Consider the following 13,609-nt stretch of genomic DNA (forward strand, 5'->3'; position numbering starts at 1 on the left):
TCGCAGCCTGCTCGCACGCATTGTCGCCAGGTCCGCGACAACCCTGCCGGATGCGGGGAAATTGGCAACTCAGACCGCTGCAATCGCAGCTTTTTAGGCCCAAATCCGCCCCAATTCCGCCACGTTCGCAGACCATTAATTATGTGTAAATTTCGCTGCTGAAGCCGGGCTGACCTACTCAGGTTCCGGCGGGGGGTGTTTAAATGAGTAGACGGCACAAGAATTCAACGGCGCTGAGCAGCCCGCTCACCCTGCGCTGCCTGGCCAAGGGGAAATCCTTCCTGCGGGAAGAGGACGGGATGCTGGCCAAGCCGATGATCGGCACATTTCTGGCAATGCTGGCTGTTGGCGGCATCGGCGTGGATCTGATGCGCATGGAGCGCGACCGCACCATGCTGCAATACACCCTGGACCGGGCTGCATTGGCAGCAGCTGACCTTGACCAGCAGCACTCGCCCGATGCAGTGGTGCGTGACTACCTCGCCAAGTCGGGCTTGGAAGACTATTATCAGGCTCCCTGGTGGGAATCGGGGCTTGGCTTTAAAAAAGTGCAAGCCACCATCGACACCACTTTCCCGACCCACTTGCTGAAATTTGCCGGCGGCGGCGACCTGCCTCTCTTTGCGACTTCGCGTGCCGAAGAAAGCATCGACGGGGTCGAGATTTCATTGGTTCTGGACGTCTCCGGCTCCATGACCCGCAACAGCCGCCTGACAAACCTCAAAATCGCGGCCAAGGAATTCGTCGACACCATGGTGGCGAACACCACCGACGGTAAGATGTCGATCTCCATCGTTCCCTATGCAACGCAGGTGTCCGCACCTGAAGAGCTGTTGAACCAGTACAATCTCGACAGGCTTCACAGCTATTCCAACTGCGTGAATTTTTCCTCCTCAGACTTCACCTCGGCAGGTTTGTCGACCACCGCATCGCTGGAACAAACCATGCAATTCTCCCCGTGGGACCGCTGGGATGACCGGCCGGACCTGGTCGGATCTCCGATTTGCGAGGAGCACGCGCACCGGGAAATGATGCTGTTCCAAAAAGACGCGACGACACTCAAGAACTTCATTGACGGTCTTGTCGGGCGCGGCAACACCTCCATCGACATTGGCATGAAATGGGGAACCAGCCTGCTTGACCCCTCCTCGCGCCCGGCCGTCAGTGCACTGTCCTCCGGGCCGGACGCCATTATTCCTAACGATTTTTCCGCGCGTCCCTCGGAATATACCGACACCGATACTGTCAAGGTCATCGTGCTGATGACGGATGGCCAGAACACATCGCAGTACTATGTCGAGAGCGACCACCGCGAAGGCGACTCTAACGTCTGGTACCACGCCTCCAGCGGCGTCTATTCGACACTGAACCCGTCCACAGGCAAATTCCGCCGGGACGGCTACTCCTACTGGCACGACACACCCTATGGCGATGACGCGGCTGAGCGGCTGAGCTATGTGGATCTTTTCGCCAAAACACCGCTCAAGTACCTCTACTATAACCTTTATGCCGACTGGATGGGCAGCTCTGCCGCCCGCAGTGAATGGTACTACGGCGTCTACGACTATTTTGGCAACTCGACCAAAAACGCGCGGACCCGCAGCATCTGCCAAGCAGCCAAAGATCAGGGCATCATTGTCTATACCATCGGCTTTGAAGCGCCCAGCGATGGTGTGGCTGTCCTGCAGGATTGCGCCAGCTCTGACTCCCATTACTTCGACGTGGAAGGCCTGGAGATTTCCGACGCCTTTGCCTCGATCGCAACATCCATCCGTCAGCTGAGGCTCACCCAATGATCTGCCGTATCACACACGCACTGCGCCGTTTCAGGCAGCGCGAGGATGGCAACTCCACTGTGGAATTCGCCATCGTCATTCCCGCCTTCCTGATGATCCTGATGTCCACCGTCGAACTGGGCATGATCAACCTCCGCCACTCCCAGTTAGAAAGGGCTTTGGACGAGACGGTCCGGATCATCCGTCTGGGCACCGGCGGCGATATGCAGCACGATCAGCTGCGCGACGAGATCTGCAACCGCTCCGGCTTCATCGATGAGTGCAGCACATCGCTGCGCCTGGAGATGCTGCAGATCGACCCGTACCAATGGACAGCCATTGATCCGACACCGGATTGTGTGAACCGCGTTGAAGACGTCCAGCCGGTCCGGTCATTCGAAAACGGTCAGTCAAATGAGCTGATGTTCATCCGCGCCTGCATGAAGTTCGAGCCGATCTTTCCCACCTGGGGCCTTGGCACGAACCTGACCAAGGATGAGGACGGCCGCGTCAATCTGATTGCGTCTTCCGCCTTCGTCCAGGAACCGAGGTAACGCCATGCTGACACTCTTTTCCCGCCATTTGAGCCGGCACCTGCCGGCACCGGCCCGCCGCTTTCTGGACAGCACCCAGGGCAACGCAGCCATCGAGTTTGCCTTCTACGCGCCGCTTCTTCTGGGATTGTTTGCGTCTATTTACACCTTCTTCGACGCCTTCCGCCAGCAAAGCATCAATCTGAAGGCAGCCTATACCGTCTCGGACCTGATCTCGCGCGAAACCAATTTCGTGAATGACGACTATATCGACAGCATGCACGCGCTAACGTCGGAACTCGTGCGCAACGACACCACGTTGTCGACCCGGATTTCTGTCGTCCGCTGGGACGAAGATGATCAGAACTACTATGTCGACTGGTCCGAGGTCCGCGGTGCTGCATTTCAGCCCTGGGCGGATGGCACCATCAATACCGTCAAGGAAAAGCTGCCGGATATGCCCGATCAGGAGCGTGTGATCCTCGTGGAAACCTGGAACGAGGTGAGCCCAGCCTTCAACGTCGGTATTCCGCTGATGGATGTGAAGAACTTTGTCTTCACCCGGCCCCGCTTTGCTCCGCTGGTCGCCTTTGAAGGCAGCGCCACTGGCTCAGGCAGCCATGACGATGGCGGTGAAGCAACCGACTGACCGTTCAGTGAACGCAGATCTTACTGGCCGCGCTGCACCAGCATCGCGGCCAGTATTTCCGACATCGCCTTGCCCTGCGCCCCAGGCGTCACCCCGCCAATGCCGATCCGGCGCCCCGAGCGCCACCACAGCCCCGGCATCCAAGCCCTGGCGCCCTGGCTTCCGGTGCGGATCAGAAACCCGTTTGACGGTTTGAAGGCAAAGAAGCCGCGGTCGATGGCTTCGATATCCTCGACCCGCGCAATCACCTGCCCGTCCGAACAGCGCAGCTCCTCCGCCGTCAGTTCGATCCGGTGAACGGTTGCCTGCCACATCCGAACAGCCAGCCACAGGGCGCCTGCACCAACTGCGACCAGGAATACCAGCCAGGCCGGCGAGGGCGGCGCAGCAAAGGCGACATAGACCAGCAGGCAGCCGGTCAGCCCCAGCATCACGGTGCCCATCACCCGCCGGCTGGCCGAGGCCTCAATCGTCGCCAGAACTTTGTTATTCATCCGCTGCTCCCCGTTTCTGCTCTGCCGGGCATAAACCGGATCAGCAAAAGAAAACAGCCCCCGCCAAAGCAGGGGCTGAATGCAGCCGTACAGGTTGGGGAAACCTATTCCGCAGCAGCGCGGCGCACGACAACCTCGTAGCCGGGCTCCTCCGGCTCATCGTCCAGCATTTCCGCCGGGAAGCCCGGCGCGGTAATGTCCAGCCCGGTGGCGTCCTCCAAGCGGCGGATGATGTTGGGGGAATATTCCCGCTCGCCGTATTTGGCGATGCCATCATCAAAGATATTGATCATCACCGGGTTCAGCTCCAAAGGCACATTGGCGCGGTCGGCAACTTCCTGGAACAGGCCGATATCCTTCTTGACCAGGTCCATGGTAAAGGAAATGTCGCGCGACCCGTTCAGGATCACCTGGCTTTCGGTTTCATGCACGAACGAATTGCCCGAGGAAATCCGCATCGCCTCAAACGCCACGTTCAGGTCCATGCCGGCCGCCTTGGACACCGTCAGCGCCTCCACGCAAGAGATCAGGTTGGCGGTCGCCAGATAGTTGGTCACCACCTTCAGCACCGATGCCGACCCCAGCCCGCCGGTGTGCAGGATGCGGCGGCCCATGGTAGTGAGCAGCGGCAGAATGGTTTCAAATGTCTCGCGGTCGCAGCCCGCGAAGATCGAGATATTGCCCGTCGCCGCCCGGTGGCAGCCGCCCGAGACCGGGCAGTCCACCGCGCGGCCGCCCTGCTCGATCACCATCGCGCCCAGGCGTTCAACCTCGGCGGTGTCGGTGGTCGACATCTCCATCCAAATCTTGCCTGCGGTTACCTCCGGCAGCATTTCCCGCATCACCGCATCGGACGCGGCAGGCGACGGCAGGCAGGTGATCACCGCATCGCAGTCGCGCATCAGCTGCGCCGGGTCTTCCGCCCGCTTGGCGCCTTTGTCCACAAAGCTTTGCACCAGATCAGCATTCAGGTCATGCACGGTCAGGTCCACGCCATTGCGCAGCAGGCTGCCGGACAGTTTGCCGCCGACATTGCCAAGACCGATGAAGCCGACTTTCAAAGTGGTTCCCATTGCAAATTTCTCCTCCCGGGGTGTCCGTCTGCCCCTATGGCTAGCTTGACCTTTGCTGAAACAAAAACGAATAATAACGCGGCCTGACCCCAAAATTTTTTGCAACACACATGTCCGATCTGCCAAATCTCGTCTGGCTGCGCGCCTTTGAGGCCGCCGCCCGCCTGCAAAGCTTCACCGCCGCCGCCGAGGAATTGGGCCTGACCCAGGCCGCCGTCAGCCATCAGGTGCGCAGCCTGGAGAAAAGCTTTGGCATCACCCTGTTCATCCGCCGTGCCCGCCATCTTGAGCTGACAGAGCTGGGGCACGCCTATTACCCGTCGGTCGCCCAGGCGCTGACCGACATAGCCTATTCCACCCGCGGACTGCTGGGCCATGTGCAGACCCGGACCGTGACGATCCGCGCGCCGGTTTCCACCGCGGTTCTCTGGATCGCCCCCCGGCTCGGCACATTTCATCAGGCCAACCCGCATATCCGCATCCGGCTGATTTCAGCCGTCTGGGCCGACAGCACCCAGGACGAGGACGTGGACATCGACCTGCGGCTTGGCCCCTCCGGCTGGTTCGACCGGCGCGCGCATCTGCTCTCCACCGAAAGCGTGATCCCCGTCGCGCAGCCGCAGCTGGCACGTCGGCTGCAATCGGTGGACCAGCTGTTTGACCAGACGCTGATCCATATCCACGGCTACCAGGATCATTGGCTGCGGCTGTCGGAACAGGAAAACGTGCCGCTCAAGGACCGCGCCGCACCGCTCTATGTGGACACATCATTGGCAGCGATCGAGATGGCCGCCTCAGGCGCAGGCGTGGCGATGCTGATGCGCCGATATGGTGATCTGCCGCTGCTGCAAGGACGGCTGGCGCCGGTGCTGGACGCCGAGATTCCCATGGGCCAGGGCCACTACCTGCTGCCCGCCGCGGGCGACGCCCCGAACAGCGCCGAGGTGGCTATGGTGCGGGACTGGATCGTCTCCTTGTTCTGTTAAATAACCCTGCGCGATCCCTTGCCCGCGCGCGCTTTGCCCGATAGCGTCCGGCCATGCCCTGGCCACAGAACACCCCGCCTCAGCGCGACGGCGATGCAGCCGCAGGGATCGAAGTCACCGATGATTTCGAGCGGTTCTCGCAGCGCAACGACATCTTCACCCGCGCCTTCTGGGATGAACGGGTCAAATCCAAGCACACTGCCAAGTTCTTCTCCTCCTACCGGATGGAGGCCGCCCCGCGCCGCGGCGACGGTTTCTCCCAGCGCGACTTTGCCCTGCGCAATGCCGCCTGGCTGATCTCCGACGTGGTCTCCGGCCGCAGCGCGCATGAGGGCATCCGCGAGGGTTTCCAGGCCGCGATCCGCCCCGACACGCCGGTGGCCAAGGACGCGCTGGAGATCGGCGACCCCGCCAAGATGTCCGCCGAGGTGAAGCGCATTGCAAAATTCTTTGGCGCCAACCTCTGCGGCATCACCGACATGGACGAACGCTGGCTCTACACGTCCCGAGTCGATGCCCGCGACATGTCGGAGGCGCCGCATGATCTGCCGGACGGGCTGAACAGCGTCATCGTGCTGGGCCATGAGATGGACAAGGAACTGGTCGCCACCTACCCCTCTGCCCTGGCCGGTGCCGCGACGGGGCGCGAATACAGCCACGAGGCCTCTATCGTGATGCAGCTGGCCGCCTATATCCGCAACCTCGGCTATGAGGCGGTGCCGTCGATGAACGACACCGGACTGGTGATCCCCTATGCGGTGAAGGCCGGGCTTGGCGAATACGCCCGCAACCAGATGGTGATCACACCGGAATTCGGGCCGCGCCTGCGGTTTTCCAAGATCTTCACCAACCTGCCGCTGGCCCATGATGCGCCGCAGCCACTGGGGGTGAGGGCGTTTTGCGGCATCTGCACCAAATGCGCCGATGCCTGCCCGGTGAAGGCACTGCCTTACGGGCCGCCCTCAACGGACACTGCCAATATCTCGGCCATCAAGGGCGTCAGAAAATGGACCTCGGATGCCGAGAAATGCTTCTCCTTCTGGGCCAAGATGGCCTCTGACTGCGCAATCTGCATGCGGGTCTGCCCGTTCAACCGCGACTATTCCAAGCGGCGCAACCGGCTGTGGCTGAAGCTGGCGCTGAGCCCCTTGCGCAAGCTGGCGCTGCGGCTGGCCGGCAAACATGGGCAGCGCATCAAACCGTCCGAGTGGTGGAACAAGGCCGCCGGTTCCCCGGCAGAGTGAGGGTTACCCAGAACGGGCTCACCGCGCGGGGATCGCAAACACCTCTTCCTGCGTTTGCAGCCCTTTCAGGCTCTGCGCGCCCAGTGAGCGCCCCGCAAGCCCTGCCCGTTTCCTGAACTCCGACGACACCAGCAGCACCTCCTCCTTGGAACCGCAGAGCCCGGCCACACGCGCCGCCAGGTTCACGTCACGTCCGATCACCGTGTAGTCAAGCCGCATACCGGAGCCGACGTTGCCAAAAGCGACCTCGCCGAAATGCAGCGCAATACCAACCTCGAAGCCCGGCGCACCAGTGCAGGCAGCCACCCGCGCCAGCCCCTCGCGCGAGGCCTCCAGCGCCCGGGCGCAGGTCTGCACCCCGTCCCCTTCGGCGCGGAAGATCGCCAGAATACCGTCGCCGATGAATTTCAGCACCTCGCCGCCGGCGTCCTCGACGGGCGGCACGATGCAATCGTAATAGGCATTGAGCAGGCTGGTGGCCTCCTCTGCACTCATGCCTGCGGTCAGTTCGGTAAAGCGGCGCATGTCGGCAAACAGGATGGCAGAGCGGATATGCATCACCTCGCCCCGGTGCACGTCGCCTGAAATGATCCGCCGCTGCGGCTCCTCGCCGACATAGATCCGCAGCACTTCCTGCATGGCGCGGGCGGTGGTGAGGATCTCCTGGCAGGCCGAGAGCGCCGGGAAGACGGCCCGCAGGAAGGTGATGTCTTCGTCCGAGAACCCCTCGGGTGCCTGGGTTGCAAAGCTGAAAGTACTGGCCATGCCGCTGCGCATGAAGACCGGCGCCATGATGTAATGGGTGTAGCCCTCTGTTTTCAGCTCCGGCACGATGCCGTAACGCTCGTCCGGCGTGTCCGGCAGCCACAGGACCACCCTCTCGCCGGTCCGGTGCACATCGGCGGCGGGTGAATGGGCATAGCCCTGGCCGCTTGCCTCGTTGAAGGGAAACAGGTAGCTGCGCGCGCCCTTGCCGCGCTCCCAGAAACGCGCGCTGGCCACCGCCTCGGCATGCAGCAGCGGCACGATGGAGGTGGCCCGGTCCAGCGGCACGCCGCCTGCGCGGATCAGCTCTGACATCCGGGTGAGCACATCGTCGGCATCAGTGGCGGCACGGGCCTCACCCAGCATGTAGGTGATCACACGCAGGGCGCCTTGCAGGCGCTCCGGCGGCAAGAGCGGCAGCAGATCAGGTGCTTGTGTCATGCCCTTACGCTACCCCGCCTGCGCTGCGCCCGGCAACGGGGGAACTCCCGCCCGTCCTTGGCGCCTGCAGCACCGCGCCCCGTTGGGCCGCGCAGCCCCGCGGGCTGCGGGGCGCTCTGTTCATCAGCGCACAGCACACGTGGCCCACAGCCGGTTTTCCGGCGCCGCCGCACATCCTATTTTACCCGCAAGCAACGGAAACCAGGAGACAGGCCCATGTCCCTCAGACCTATCATCGAAACCCGCCGCGCCCAGCCCCACACGGAGGGCGCCGGGGTCAAGCTGCACCGCGCCTTCGGCTTTCAGGATCCCTCGGAGCTGGACCCGTTCCTGCTGTTCGACGACTTCCGCAACGACAATCCCGAGGACTACCTGCGCGGTTTCCCCTGGCACCCGCACCGCGGCATCGAAACCATCACCTATGTGCTGGCAGGCTCGGTCGAGCACAGCGACTCACTGGGCAATGCGGGCACCCTGGGCGCGGGCGACGTGCAGTGGATGACCGCCGGATCGGGCATCCTGCATCAGGAGATGCCCGCGGGCAACGCCAAGGGCCAGATGCACGGCTTCCAGCTCTGGGGCAACCTGCCCGCCAGCCAGAAAATGACCGCGCCGCGCTATCAGGACATGCGCGGCACCGACATCCCCGAGGTCATCGACGATGACGGCACACGGGTGAAGGTGATCACCGGCGAATTCTGGGGCAAGCGCGGCCCGGTGGACGGCATCGCCGCCGATCCGCAGTATCTGGATGTCTTTGTGCCTGCTGGCGTGAAGAAGACCCTGCCCATCGACACCTATCGCCGTGCTTTTGCCTATGTGTTTGAAGGCCAGGCAGCCTTTGCCGACGCCTCCGCGCCCCAGGGCGTGCTGCTGGAAAAGGAAGTCGCGGGCCAAGAGGTCAATATCCGCGATCTGTCGGGCGACCGCACCCTGATCCGCTTTGGCACCGGTGACGAAATCACCGTGCAGGCGGGCCCCGAAGGCGTGCGCTTCCTGCTGATCTCCGGCGCCCCGATCAATGAGCCGGTGGCCTGGCACGGGCCGATCGTGATGAACACCCAGGCTGAGCTGCACCAGGCCTTCCGCGACCTGCGCAACGGAACGTTTATCAAGCCCGCGCACTGACTGGATTGGCCCGCCCAAACGGGCCATTGATATGCTATACTCCCCCTGTCCAAAGACCGATGGGGGGAGTGATGATTATCCGGGTGTTCCGTGCCACCGTCCGCGACGACAAGATCCAGGACTTCAAGACTTTTCTGACCGATACCGCGGTGCCGCATGTACGCCGCCAGCCGGGTCTGGTCTCGGTCACTGCCGGCCTGCCGCGGCCGGAATCGCCTGCAACCTTCTGCGTGGTCATGGTTTGGGAAAGCGTCGAGGCGCTGCAGGCCTTTGCCGGCGAAGACTGGGAGCAGCCGCATGTGCTGCCCGAGGAGGACCCGATGGTGCTGAGCCGCCAGATCGACCATTACGACATGATCGGACTGCTCAGCTGACCCGGTGTCAGCCGTCCGCGCGCCAGCTGTAGACAGTCTCGGCGCCTGCTGCCTTGGGCGCAAACCCGGCTTTCTCCAGCACCCGGGCAGAGGCCGCGTTCTCCTGCATCACACCGCCGCTGAGGATCACGCCGCTGCCGCGGAACTGGACCTGCAGCCCGGTAATCAGCTCGCTGGCCAGCCCCTGCCCCCAGGCAGCTTCGGCAAACAGATAACCCAGGTTCCGGGCGGCCCCACCCTCTTCGGCAAACGACAGGATCACAAGCCCGATCCCCTGCCCCGCCGCGTTGCGCAGGGCAATTACCTCGGCCTGCTGCGACACCGCTTCCAGAAACGCCCGGCGCGCCCGGCCGTCTGCCGGCGACTGGAACCCGGCGGGCAGCCATTGCACCACCTTTGGCGCAAACAGATCCGCCAGCTCCGTGTCCGTCAGGTCCTGCCAGGGGGCCGCCCGCAACCGGCTGGTTTGCAGGTCCAGCAGCCTCATGCGCTGACCGCTTTCTGCACCATGCCCCAGTAAACGGACTCCACCTCGTCCAGCGACAGCCGCCCTTCGGAGCGGTACCAGGTGTTGACACCGTTCAGCATCGCAATCACCGCCAGGGTGGCGATCTTGGTGTCCGGGATAGCAAACACCCCCTGCTCCACACCTTCCTTCAGAATTCCTTCCACCCCGTTCTCATAATCGCGGCGCAGGGATTCGATGACGGTGAAATTCTCCTCCGTCAGGTTGCGCAGCTCCATGTAGGCAATGAAGACCGCATCCGGGCGCTCCAGGTGAAACCGGATGTGGAAACCGGTGAAGGCGCGCAGCCGCTCCAGCGCGCTGCCGGCCCGCGGCACCGCGTCCCAGGCCGCCTGCAGCTCCACCATGTGGGTTTCCATCAGGTTGAACAGCAGGCTCTGCTTGTCCGGCGTGTAGTTATACAGCGCCCCGGCCTGCACCCCCACCTCCTTGGCAATCTGGCGCATCGAGACCGCGGCATAGCCCTGCTGCGCAAACAGCCGCAAAGCGGCTTCGCGGATCTTGGGGCCGGTGATACCGGAATGGGAACCTTGGGTACGTGCCATGAGGTGACCGTAACTGAACATATGTTCAGAAAAAAGGGTGAGAATGCCCGAAAGCCAGCCCGCCCTTTACCTGCGTGGCCGGGCCAAGCCAATCCCCTGCGTCCCGGCGGGAATTCAATTGTGCCGCGGCGCCGGACGCCTTAGAACCGGCACCATAGGGGACAAGGGCTATTTCAATGCAGGTTTGGACACGGATCGCTTTTCTTCTGGCCATGACGGCTGCCGCCGCCTGCACCCGCGTGCCTGAGCTGGAAGACCGGCTGACCCCGGACCTTCGCGGCGCGGGATACCCCGAACTGCTGCCTCTGGACAGCGCGCTGGAACCGCTTGACCCGCCGCAACAGGCCAGCACGGAACTGCAGGAAGAGCTCGACGCCCGCAGTGCCAGGCTGAAACGCCGCGCCGAGGCGGTGAAAAACGCCGAATTCTGACCCGTTCCCGGCTTTACCGCCTGCATCACCATTCCTTGCCCCGCAGCAGCGTTGCACGCCCGCGCTGAACCGGCTAAGGCGGGGCTGAGAATTTTGGAACAAAGGACCTCCAGCTATGACAGAACCGCTTCGTCTTGGGATTGCAGGTTTGGGCACGGTTGGCATCGGTGTGGTGAAGATCATCCGCCGCCATGCTGCGCTGCTGGAGGCACGGACCGGACGCCCCGTGGTAATCTCGGCGGTCTCCGCCCGCGACGCAAGCAAGGACCGTGGCGTCTCGCTCAAGGACTACGCCTGGGAGACCGATCCGGTGGCGCTGGCGGTGCGCGATGACGTGGATGTGTTTGTCGAGCTGATGGGCGGCCATGAAGGCGCCGCCAAGGCCGCAACCGAGGCCGCACTGGCCGCGGGCAAGGACGTTGTCACTGCCAACAAGGCACTGCTGGCCATCCACGGCCAGGCGCTGGCCGAACAGGCCGAAGCCGCAGGCCGGGTGATCCGGTTTGAGGCGGCCGTTGCCGGCGGCATCCCGGTGATCAAATCGCTGACCGAGGGCCTGGCCGGCAATGAAATCACCCGCGTCATGGGGGTGATGAACGGCACCTGTAACTACATCCTGACCCAGATGCAGGCCACCGAGCAGGGCTATAACGCGCTGTTCGAGGAATGCGGCCGCCTGGGCTATCTGGAGGCCGACCCGAACCTGGACGTGGGCGGCATCGACGCAGGCCACAAGCTGGCGCTGCTGGCCTCCATCGCATTCGGCACCAAACCGGCCTTTGACAACGTGGAGCTGGAAGGCATCCAGCGCATCCAGCTCGAGGACATCCACGCCGCCGCCGACATGGGCTACCGCATCAAGCTGCTGGGCGTGGCGCAGCGTACCGCCCGCGGGCTGGAACAGCGCATGTCGCCCTGCCTGGTGCCTGCGAACTCGCCGCTGGGCCAGCTGGAAGGCGGCACCAACATGGTGGTGATCGAAGGCGACTCGATTGAACAAGTGGTGCTGCGCGGCCCCGGCGCGGGCGAAGGCCCCACCGCCAGCGCGGTGATGGGCGACGTCCTGGACCTCGCGCGCGGCCTGCGCATCGCAACCTTCGGCCAGCCTGCCGAAACCCTGCGGGAGGTTCCGGCCGCCCAGACCGGCCTGCCCGCCCCCTTCTACCTGCGCATGGGGCTGCTGGATAAACCCGGTGCGCTGGCCAAGGTGGCCGCGGTTCTGGGCGAAGCCGGCGTCTCCATCGACCGGATGCGCCAGTACGGCCATTCCGCCCCGGTCGCGCCGGTGCTGATCGTCACCCACAAATGCACCCGCGCCACGCTGGACGCCGCGCTCGAAGGCCTGGCTGCCACCGATGTGGTCGACGGCGATCCGGTCGCGCTCCGCATCGAAGAGCTCTGAGCCGCGCCAACCGGCGGAAATGCGCAACATACTGCGCTGCGGCGGGGCTTTCCTGCCGCGGCGAGCGCTATCGGCCCTTGCGAGCAAGCCCCGCCCCGCGCTATTCGGCGTGAAACGCCCATTCACATCTTTCCCGTTGAGACAGGATTTCCGGTATGACTTCGAACACCTCTGACGCGCCCTTTCATGACCGCATGCTGTCGCTGGGCCTGGCCCGCGTTGCTGAACAGGCCGCGCTGGCTTCCGCTTCGCTGATCGGCCGCGGCGACGAAAAGGCTGCCGACCAGGCCGCCGTGAACGCCATGCGCGAGCAGCTGAACCTGCTGGACATCAACGGTGTGGTGGTGATTGGCGAAGGCGAGCGCGACGAGGCGCCGATGCTGTACATCGGCGAAGAAGTCGGCACCGGCAACGGCCCCGGCGTCGACATCGCGCTGGACCCGCTGGAAGGCACCACCCTCACCGCCAAAGACATGCCCAACGCGCTGACCGTAATCGCCATGGGCCCGCGCGGCTCCATGCTGCACGCACCGGACACCTACATGGACAAGCTGGCGATCGGCCCGGGCTATGAAGACGGCGTTGTGTCGCTGGACATGTCCCCCCGCGAACGCGTCGAGGCGCTGGCCGCCGCCAAAGGCTGCGCGCCCTCGGACATCACCGTTTGCATCCTGGAGCGCCCGCGCCATGAGGCGATGATTGCCGAAGTGCGCGAAACCGGCGCCTCGATCCGCCTGATCACCGACGGCGATGTGGCCGGCGTCATGCACTGCGCCGAATCCGAGACCACCGGCATCGACATGTACATGGGCCAGGGCGGCGCACCCGAAGGCGTGCTGGCAGCGGCAGCCCTGAAATGCATGGGCGGCCAGATCTTCTGCCGCCTGGTGTTCCGCAACGACGACGAAAAAGCCCGCGCCGCCAAGGCAGGCATCACCGACCTGGACCGCATCTACACCCGCGACGAGATGGTCACCCAGGACGTGATCTTTGCTGCCACCGGCGTGACCGGCGGCTCGCTCTTGCCGCGTATCAAGCGCGAGCCGGGCTGGGTGGAGACCACCACCCTGCTGATGCGCTCAAAAACCGGCTCCGTGCGCCGCATGACCTACCGCACGCCGCTGGCGCCGCATCAGGACTAAGCGTTGCGCCAAGCTGCGGCTTGCGCCGCTGCCTCCGGCGGGGATATTTAGAGCCAGAAGAAGGGCCGGGTCCGTATTGGGTCCGGCCTTTGCATATGAGG

At 63.8% G+C, this 13,609-nt stretch carries 15 protein-coding genes; 10 read left to right on the forward strand and 5 right to left on the reverse strand.

Going from position 1 to position 13,609, the window contains the following annotated elements; all coding sequences use genetic code 11:
- Nucleotides 1–203 precede the first annotated feature (203 nt).
- From ACXAHG_RS05625 to ACXAHG_RS05635, 3 genes are read left to right on the forward strand one after another with little or no spacing between them, the layout of a single operon-like run.
- Nucleotides 204–1,796, forward strand: coding sequence for a pilus assembly protein TadG-related protein (locus ACXAHG_RS05625; protein ID WP_475056324.1), 1,593 nt, complete (start codon nt 204–206; stop codon nt 1,794–1,796).
- Nucleotides 1,793–2,329, forward strand: a complete 537-nt coding sequence (locus ACXAHG_RS05630) for a TadE/TadG family type IV pilus assembly protein (protein ID WP_475044518.1) — start codon at nt 1,793–1,795, stop codon at nt 2,327–2,329. Before ACXAHG_RS05625 ends, ACXAHG_RS05630 begins: the two co-directional genes overlap by 4 nt.
- A gap of 4 nt (nt 2,330–2,333) precedes the next feature.
- Nucleotides 2,334–2,957 carry a TadE/TadG family type IV pilus assembly protein gene (locus tag ACXAHG_RS05635; RefSeq protein WP_475044520.1) on the forward strand — a complete coding sequence of 208 codons (624 nt, stop codon included), beginning with the start codon at nt 2,334–2,336 and terminating at the stop codon, nt 2,955–2,957.
- A gap of 20 nt (nt 2,958–2,977) precedes the next feature.
- Here the strand turns inward: ACXAHG_RS05635 and ACXAHG_RS05640 are convergent, their stop codons facing one another.
- Nucleotides 2,978–3,451: a hypothetical protein gene (locus tag ACXAHG_RS05640; protein WP_475056325.1), complete on the reverse strand. Its 474-nt coding sequence runs from the start codon at nt 3,449–3,451 to the stop codon at nt 2,978–2,980.
- Nucleotides 3,452–3,555: 104 nt separating this feature from the next.
- Nucleotides 3,556–4,512, reverse strand: a complete 957-nt coding sequence (locus ACXAHG_RS05645) for an NAD(P)-dependent oxidoreductase (protein ID WP_475045321.1) — start codon at nt 4,510–4,512, stop codon at nt 3,556–3,558.
- A 122-nt stretch (nt 4,513–4,634) separates the two neighbouring features.
- Between ACXAHG_RS05645 and ACXAHG_RS05650 the strand changes: the two genes are divergently transcribed.
- Nucleotides 4,635–5,510: a LysR family transcriptional regulator gene (locus tag ACXAHG_RS05650; RefSeq protein WP_475056327.1), complete on the forward strand. Its 876-nt coding sequence runs from the start codon at nt 4,635–4,637 to the stop codon at nt 5,508–5,510.
- Between the two features lie 53 nt (nt 5,511–5,563).
- Nucleotides 5,564–6,754, forward strand: a complete 1,191-nt coding sequence (locus ACXAHG_RS05655; protein WP_475056329.1) for a reductive dehalogenase — start codon at nt 5,564–5,566, stop codon at nt 6,752–6,754.
- Nucleotides 6,755–6,772: 18 nt separating this feature from the next.
- Here ACXAHG_RS05655 and ACXAHG_RS05660 read toward each other — a convergent pair whose 3' ends face one another.
- Entirely contained in the window at nt 6,773–7,960 is a 1,188-nt protein-coding gene (locus ACXAHG_RS05660) for an adenylate/guanylate cyclase domain-containing protein (protein WP_475056330.1), read from the reverse strand.
- Nucleotides 7,961–8,176: 216 nt separating this feature from the next.
- Here ACXAHG_RS05660 and ACXAHG_RS05665 point away from each other — a divergent pair, with 216 nt between their 5' ends.
- Nucleotides 8,177–9,088, forward strand: a complete 912-nt coding sequence (locus ACXAHG_RS05665) for a pirin family protein (protein WP_475056332.1) — start codon at nt 8,177–8,179, stop codon at nt 9,086–9,088.
- A 71-nt stretch (nt 9,089–9,159) separates the two neighbouring features.
- Entirely contained in the window at nt 9,160–9,462 is a 303-nt protein-coding gene (locus tag ACXAHG_RS05670) for an antibiotic biosynthesis monooxygenase family protein (protein WP_475056334.1), read from the forward strand.
- Between the two features lie 7 nt (nt 9,463–9,469).
- On the opposite strand, the gene ACXAHG_RS05675 is transcribed toward ACXAHG_RS05670, so the two are convergent.
- Both ACXAHG_RS05675 and ACXAHG_RS05680 read right to left on the reverse strand, forming a co-directional pair.
- Nucleotides 9,470–9,949: a GNAT family N-acetyltransferase gene (locus tag ACXAHG_RS05675; RefSeq protein WP_475044532.1), complete on the reverse strand. Its 480-nt coding sequence runs from the start codon at nt 9,947–9,949 to the stop codon at nt 9,470–9,472.
- Nucleotides 9,946–10,533: a TetR/AcrR family transcriptional regulator gene (locus ACXAHG_RS05680; RefSeq protein ID WP_475044534.1), complete on the reverse strand. Its 588-nt coding sequence runs from the start codon at nt 10,531–10,533 to the stop codon at nt 9,946–9,948. Before ACXAHG_RS05680 ends, ACXAHG_RS05675 begins: the two co-directional genes overlap by 4 nt.
- Nucleotides 10,534–10,709: 176 nt before the next feature.
- Between ACXAHG_RS05680 and ACXAHG_RS05685 the strand changes: the two genes are divergently transcribed.
- The 3 genes from ACXAHG_RS05685 (at nt 10,710) to glpX (ending at nt 13,508) form a co-directional block, all read left to right on the forward strand.
- The gene (locus ACXAHG_RS05685; RefSeq protein ID WP_475044536.1) at nt 10,710–10,964 is read left to right on the forward strand and encodes a hypothetical protein; all 255 of its coding nucleotides are present in this window, start codon (nt 10,710–10,712) and stop codon (nt 10,962–10,964) included.
- A 115-nt stretch (nt 10,965–11,079) separates the two neighbouring features.
- On the forward strand, nt 11,080–12,366 hold the full coding sequence (locus ACXAHG_RS05690) for a homoserine dehydrogenase (RefSeq protein ID WP_475056335.1): 1,287 nt from the start codon (nt 11,080–11,082) through the stop codon (nt 12,364–12,366).
- A 155-nt stretch (nt 12,367–12,521) separates the two neighbouring features.
- The gene (gene glpX, locus ACXAHG_RS05695; RefSeq protein WP_475056337.1) at nt 12,522–13,508 is read left to right on the forward strand and encodes a class II fructose-bisphosphatase; all 987 of its coding nucleotides are present in this window, start codon (nt 12,522–12,524) and stop codon (nt 13,506–13,508) included.
- Nucleotides 13,509–13,609 lie beyond the last annotated feature (101 nt).

The organism is Leisingera sp. ABD4_442, assembly GCF_056160905.1.

What these genes read in the sequence shown, in the direction of transcription:
- ACXAHG_RS05625 (WP_475056324.1), top strand. Translation starts at nt 204, where the DNA reads ATGAGTAGACGGCACAAGAATTCAACGGCGCTGAGCAGCCCGCTCACC.
- ACXAHG_RS05630 (WP_475044518.1), top strand. Translation starts at nt 1,793, where the DNA reads ATGATCTGCCGTATCACACACGCACTGCGCCGTTTCAGGCAGCGCGAG.
- ACXAHG_RS05635 (WP_475044520.1), top strand. Translation starts at nt 2,334, where the DNA reads ATGCTGACACTCTTTTCCCGCCATTTGAGCCGGCACCTGCCGGCACCG.
- ACXAHG_RS05640 (WP_475056325.1), bottom strand. Translation starts at nt 3,451, where the DNA reads ATGAATAACAAAGTTCTGGCGACGATTGAGGCCTCGGCCAGCCGGCGG.
- ACXAHG_RS05650 (WP_475056327.1), top strand. Translation starts at nt 4,635, where the DNA reads ATGTCCGATCTGCCAAATCTCGTCTGGCTGCGCGCCTTTGAGGCCGCC.
- ACXAHG_RS05655 (WP_475056329.1), top strand. Translation starts at nt 5,564, where the DNA reads ATGCCCTGGCCACAGAACACCCCGCCTCAGCGCGACGGCGATGCAGCC.
- ACXAHG_RS05660 (WP_475056330.1), bottom strand. Translation starts at nt 7,960, where the DNA reads ATGACACAAGCACCTGATCTGCTGCCGCTCTTGCCGCCGGAGCGCCTG.
- ACXAHG_RS05665 (WP_475056332.1), top strand. Translation starts at nt 8,177, where the DNA reads ATGTCCCTCAGACCTATCATCGAAACCCGCCGCGCCCAGCCCCACACG.
- ACXAHG_RS05670 (WP_475056334.1), top strand. Translation starts at nt 9,160, where the DNA reads ATGATTATCCGGGTGTTCCGTGCCACCGTCCGCGACGACAAGATCCAG.
- ACXAHG_RS05675 (WP_475044532.1), bottom strand. Translation starts at nt 9,949, where the DNA reads ATGAGGCTGCTGGACCTGCAAACCAGCCGGTTGCGGGCGGCCCCCTGG.
- ACXAHG_RS05680 (WP_475044534.1), bottom strand. Translation starts at nt 10,533, where the DNA reads ATGGCACGTACCCAAGGTTCCCATTCCGGTATCACCGGCCCCAAGATC.
- ACXAHG_RS05685 (WP_475044536.1), top strand. Translation starts at nt 10,710, where the DNA reads ATGCAGGTTTGGACACGGATCGCTTTTCTTCTGGCCATGACGGCTGCC.
- ACXAHG_RS05690 (WP_475056335.1), top strand. Translation starts at nt 11,080, where the DNA reads ATGACAGAACCGCTTCGTCTTGGGATTGCAGGTTTGGGCACGGTTGGC.
- glpX (WP_475056337.1), top strand. Translation starts at nt 12,522, where the DNA reads ATGACTTCGAACACCTCTGACGCGCCCTTTCATGACCGCATGCTGTCG.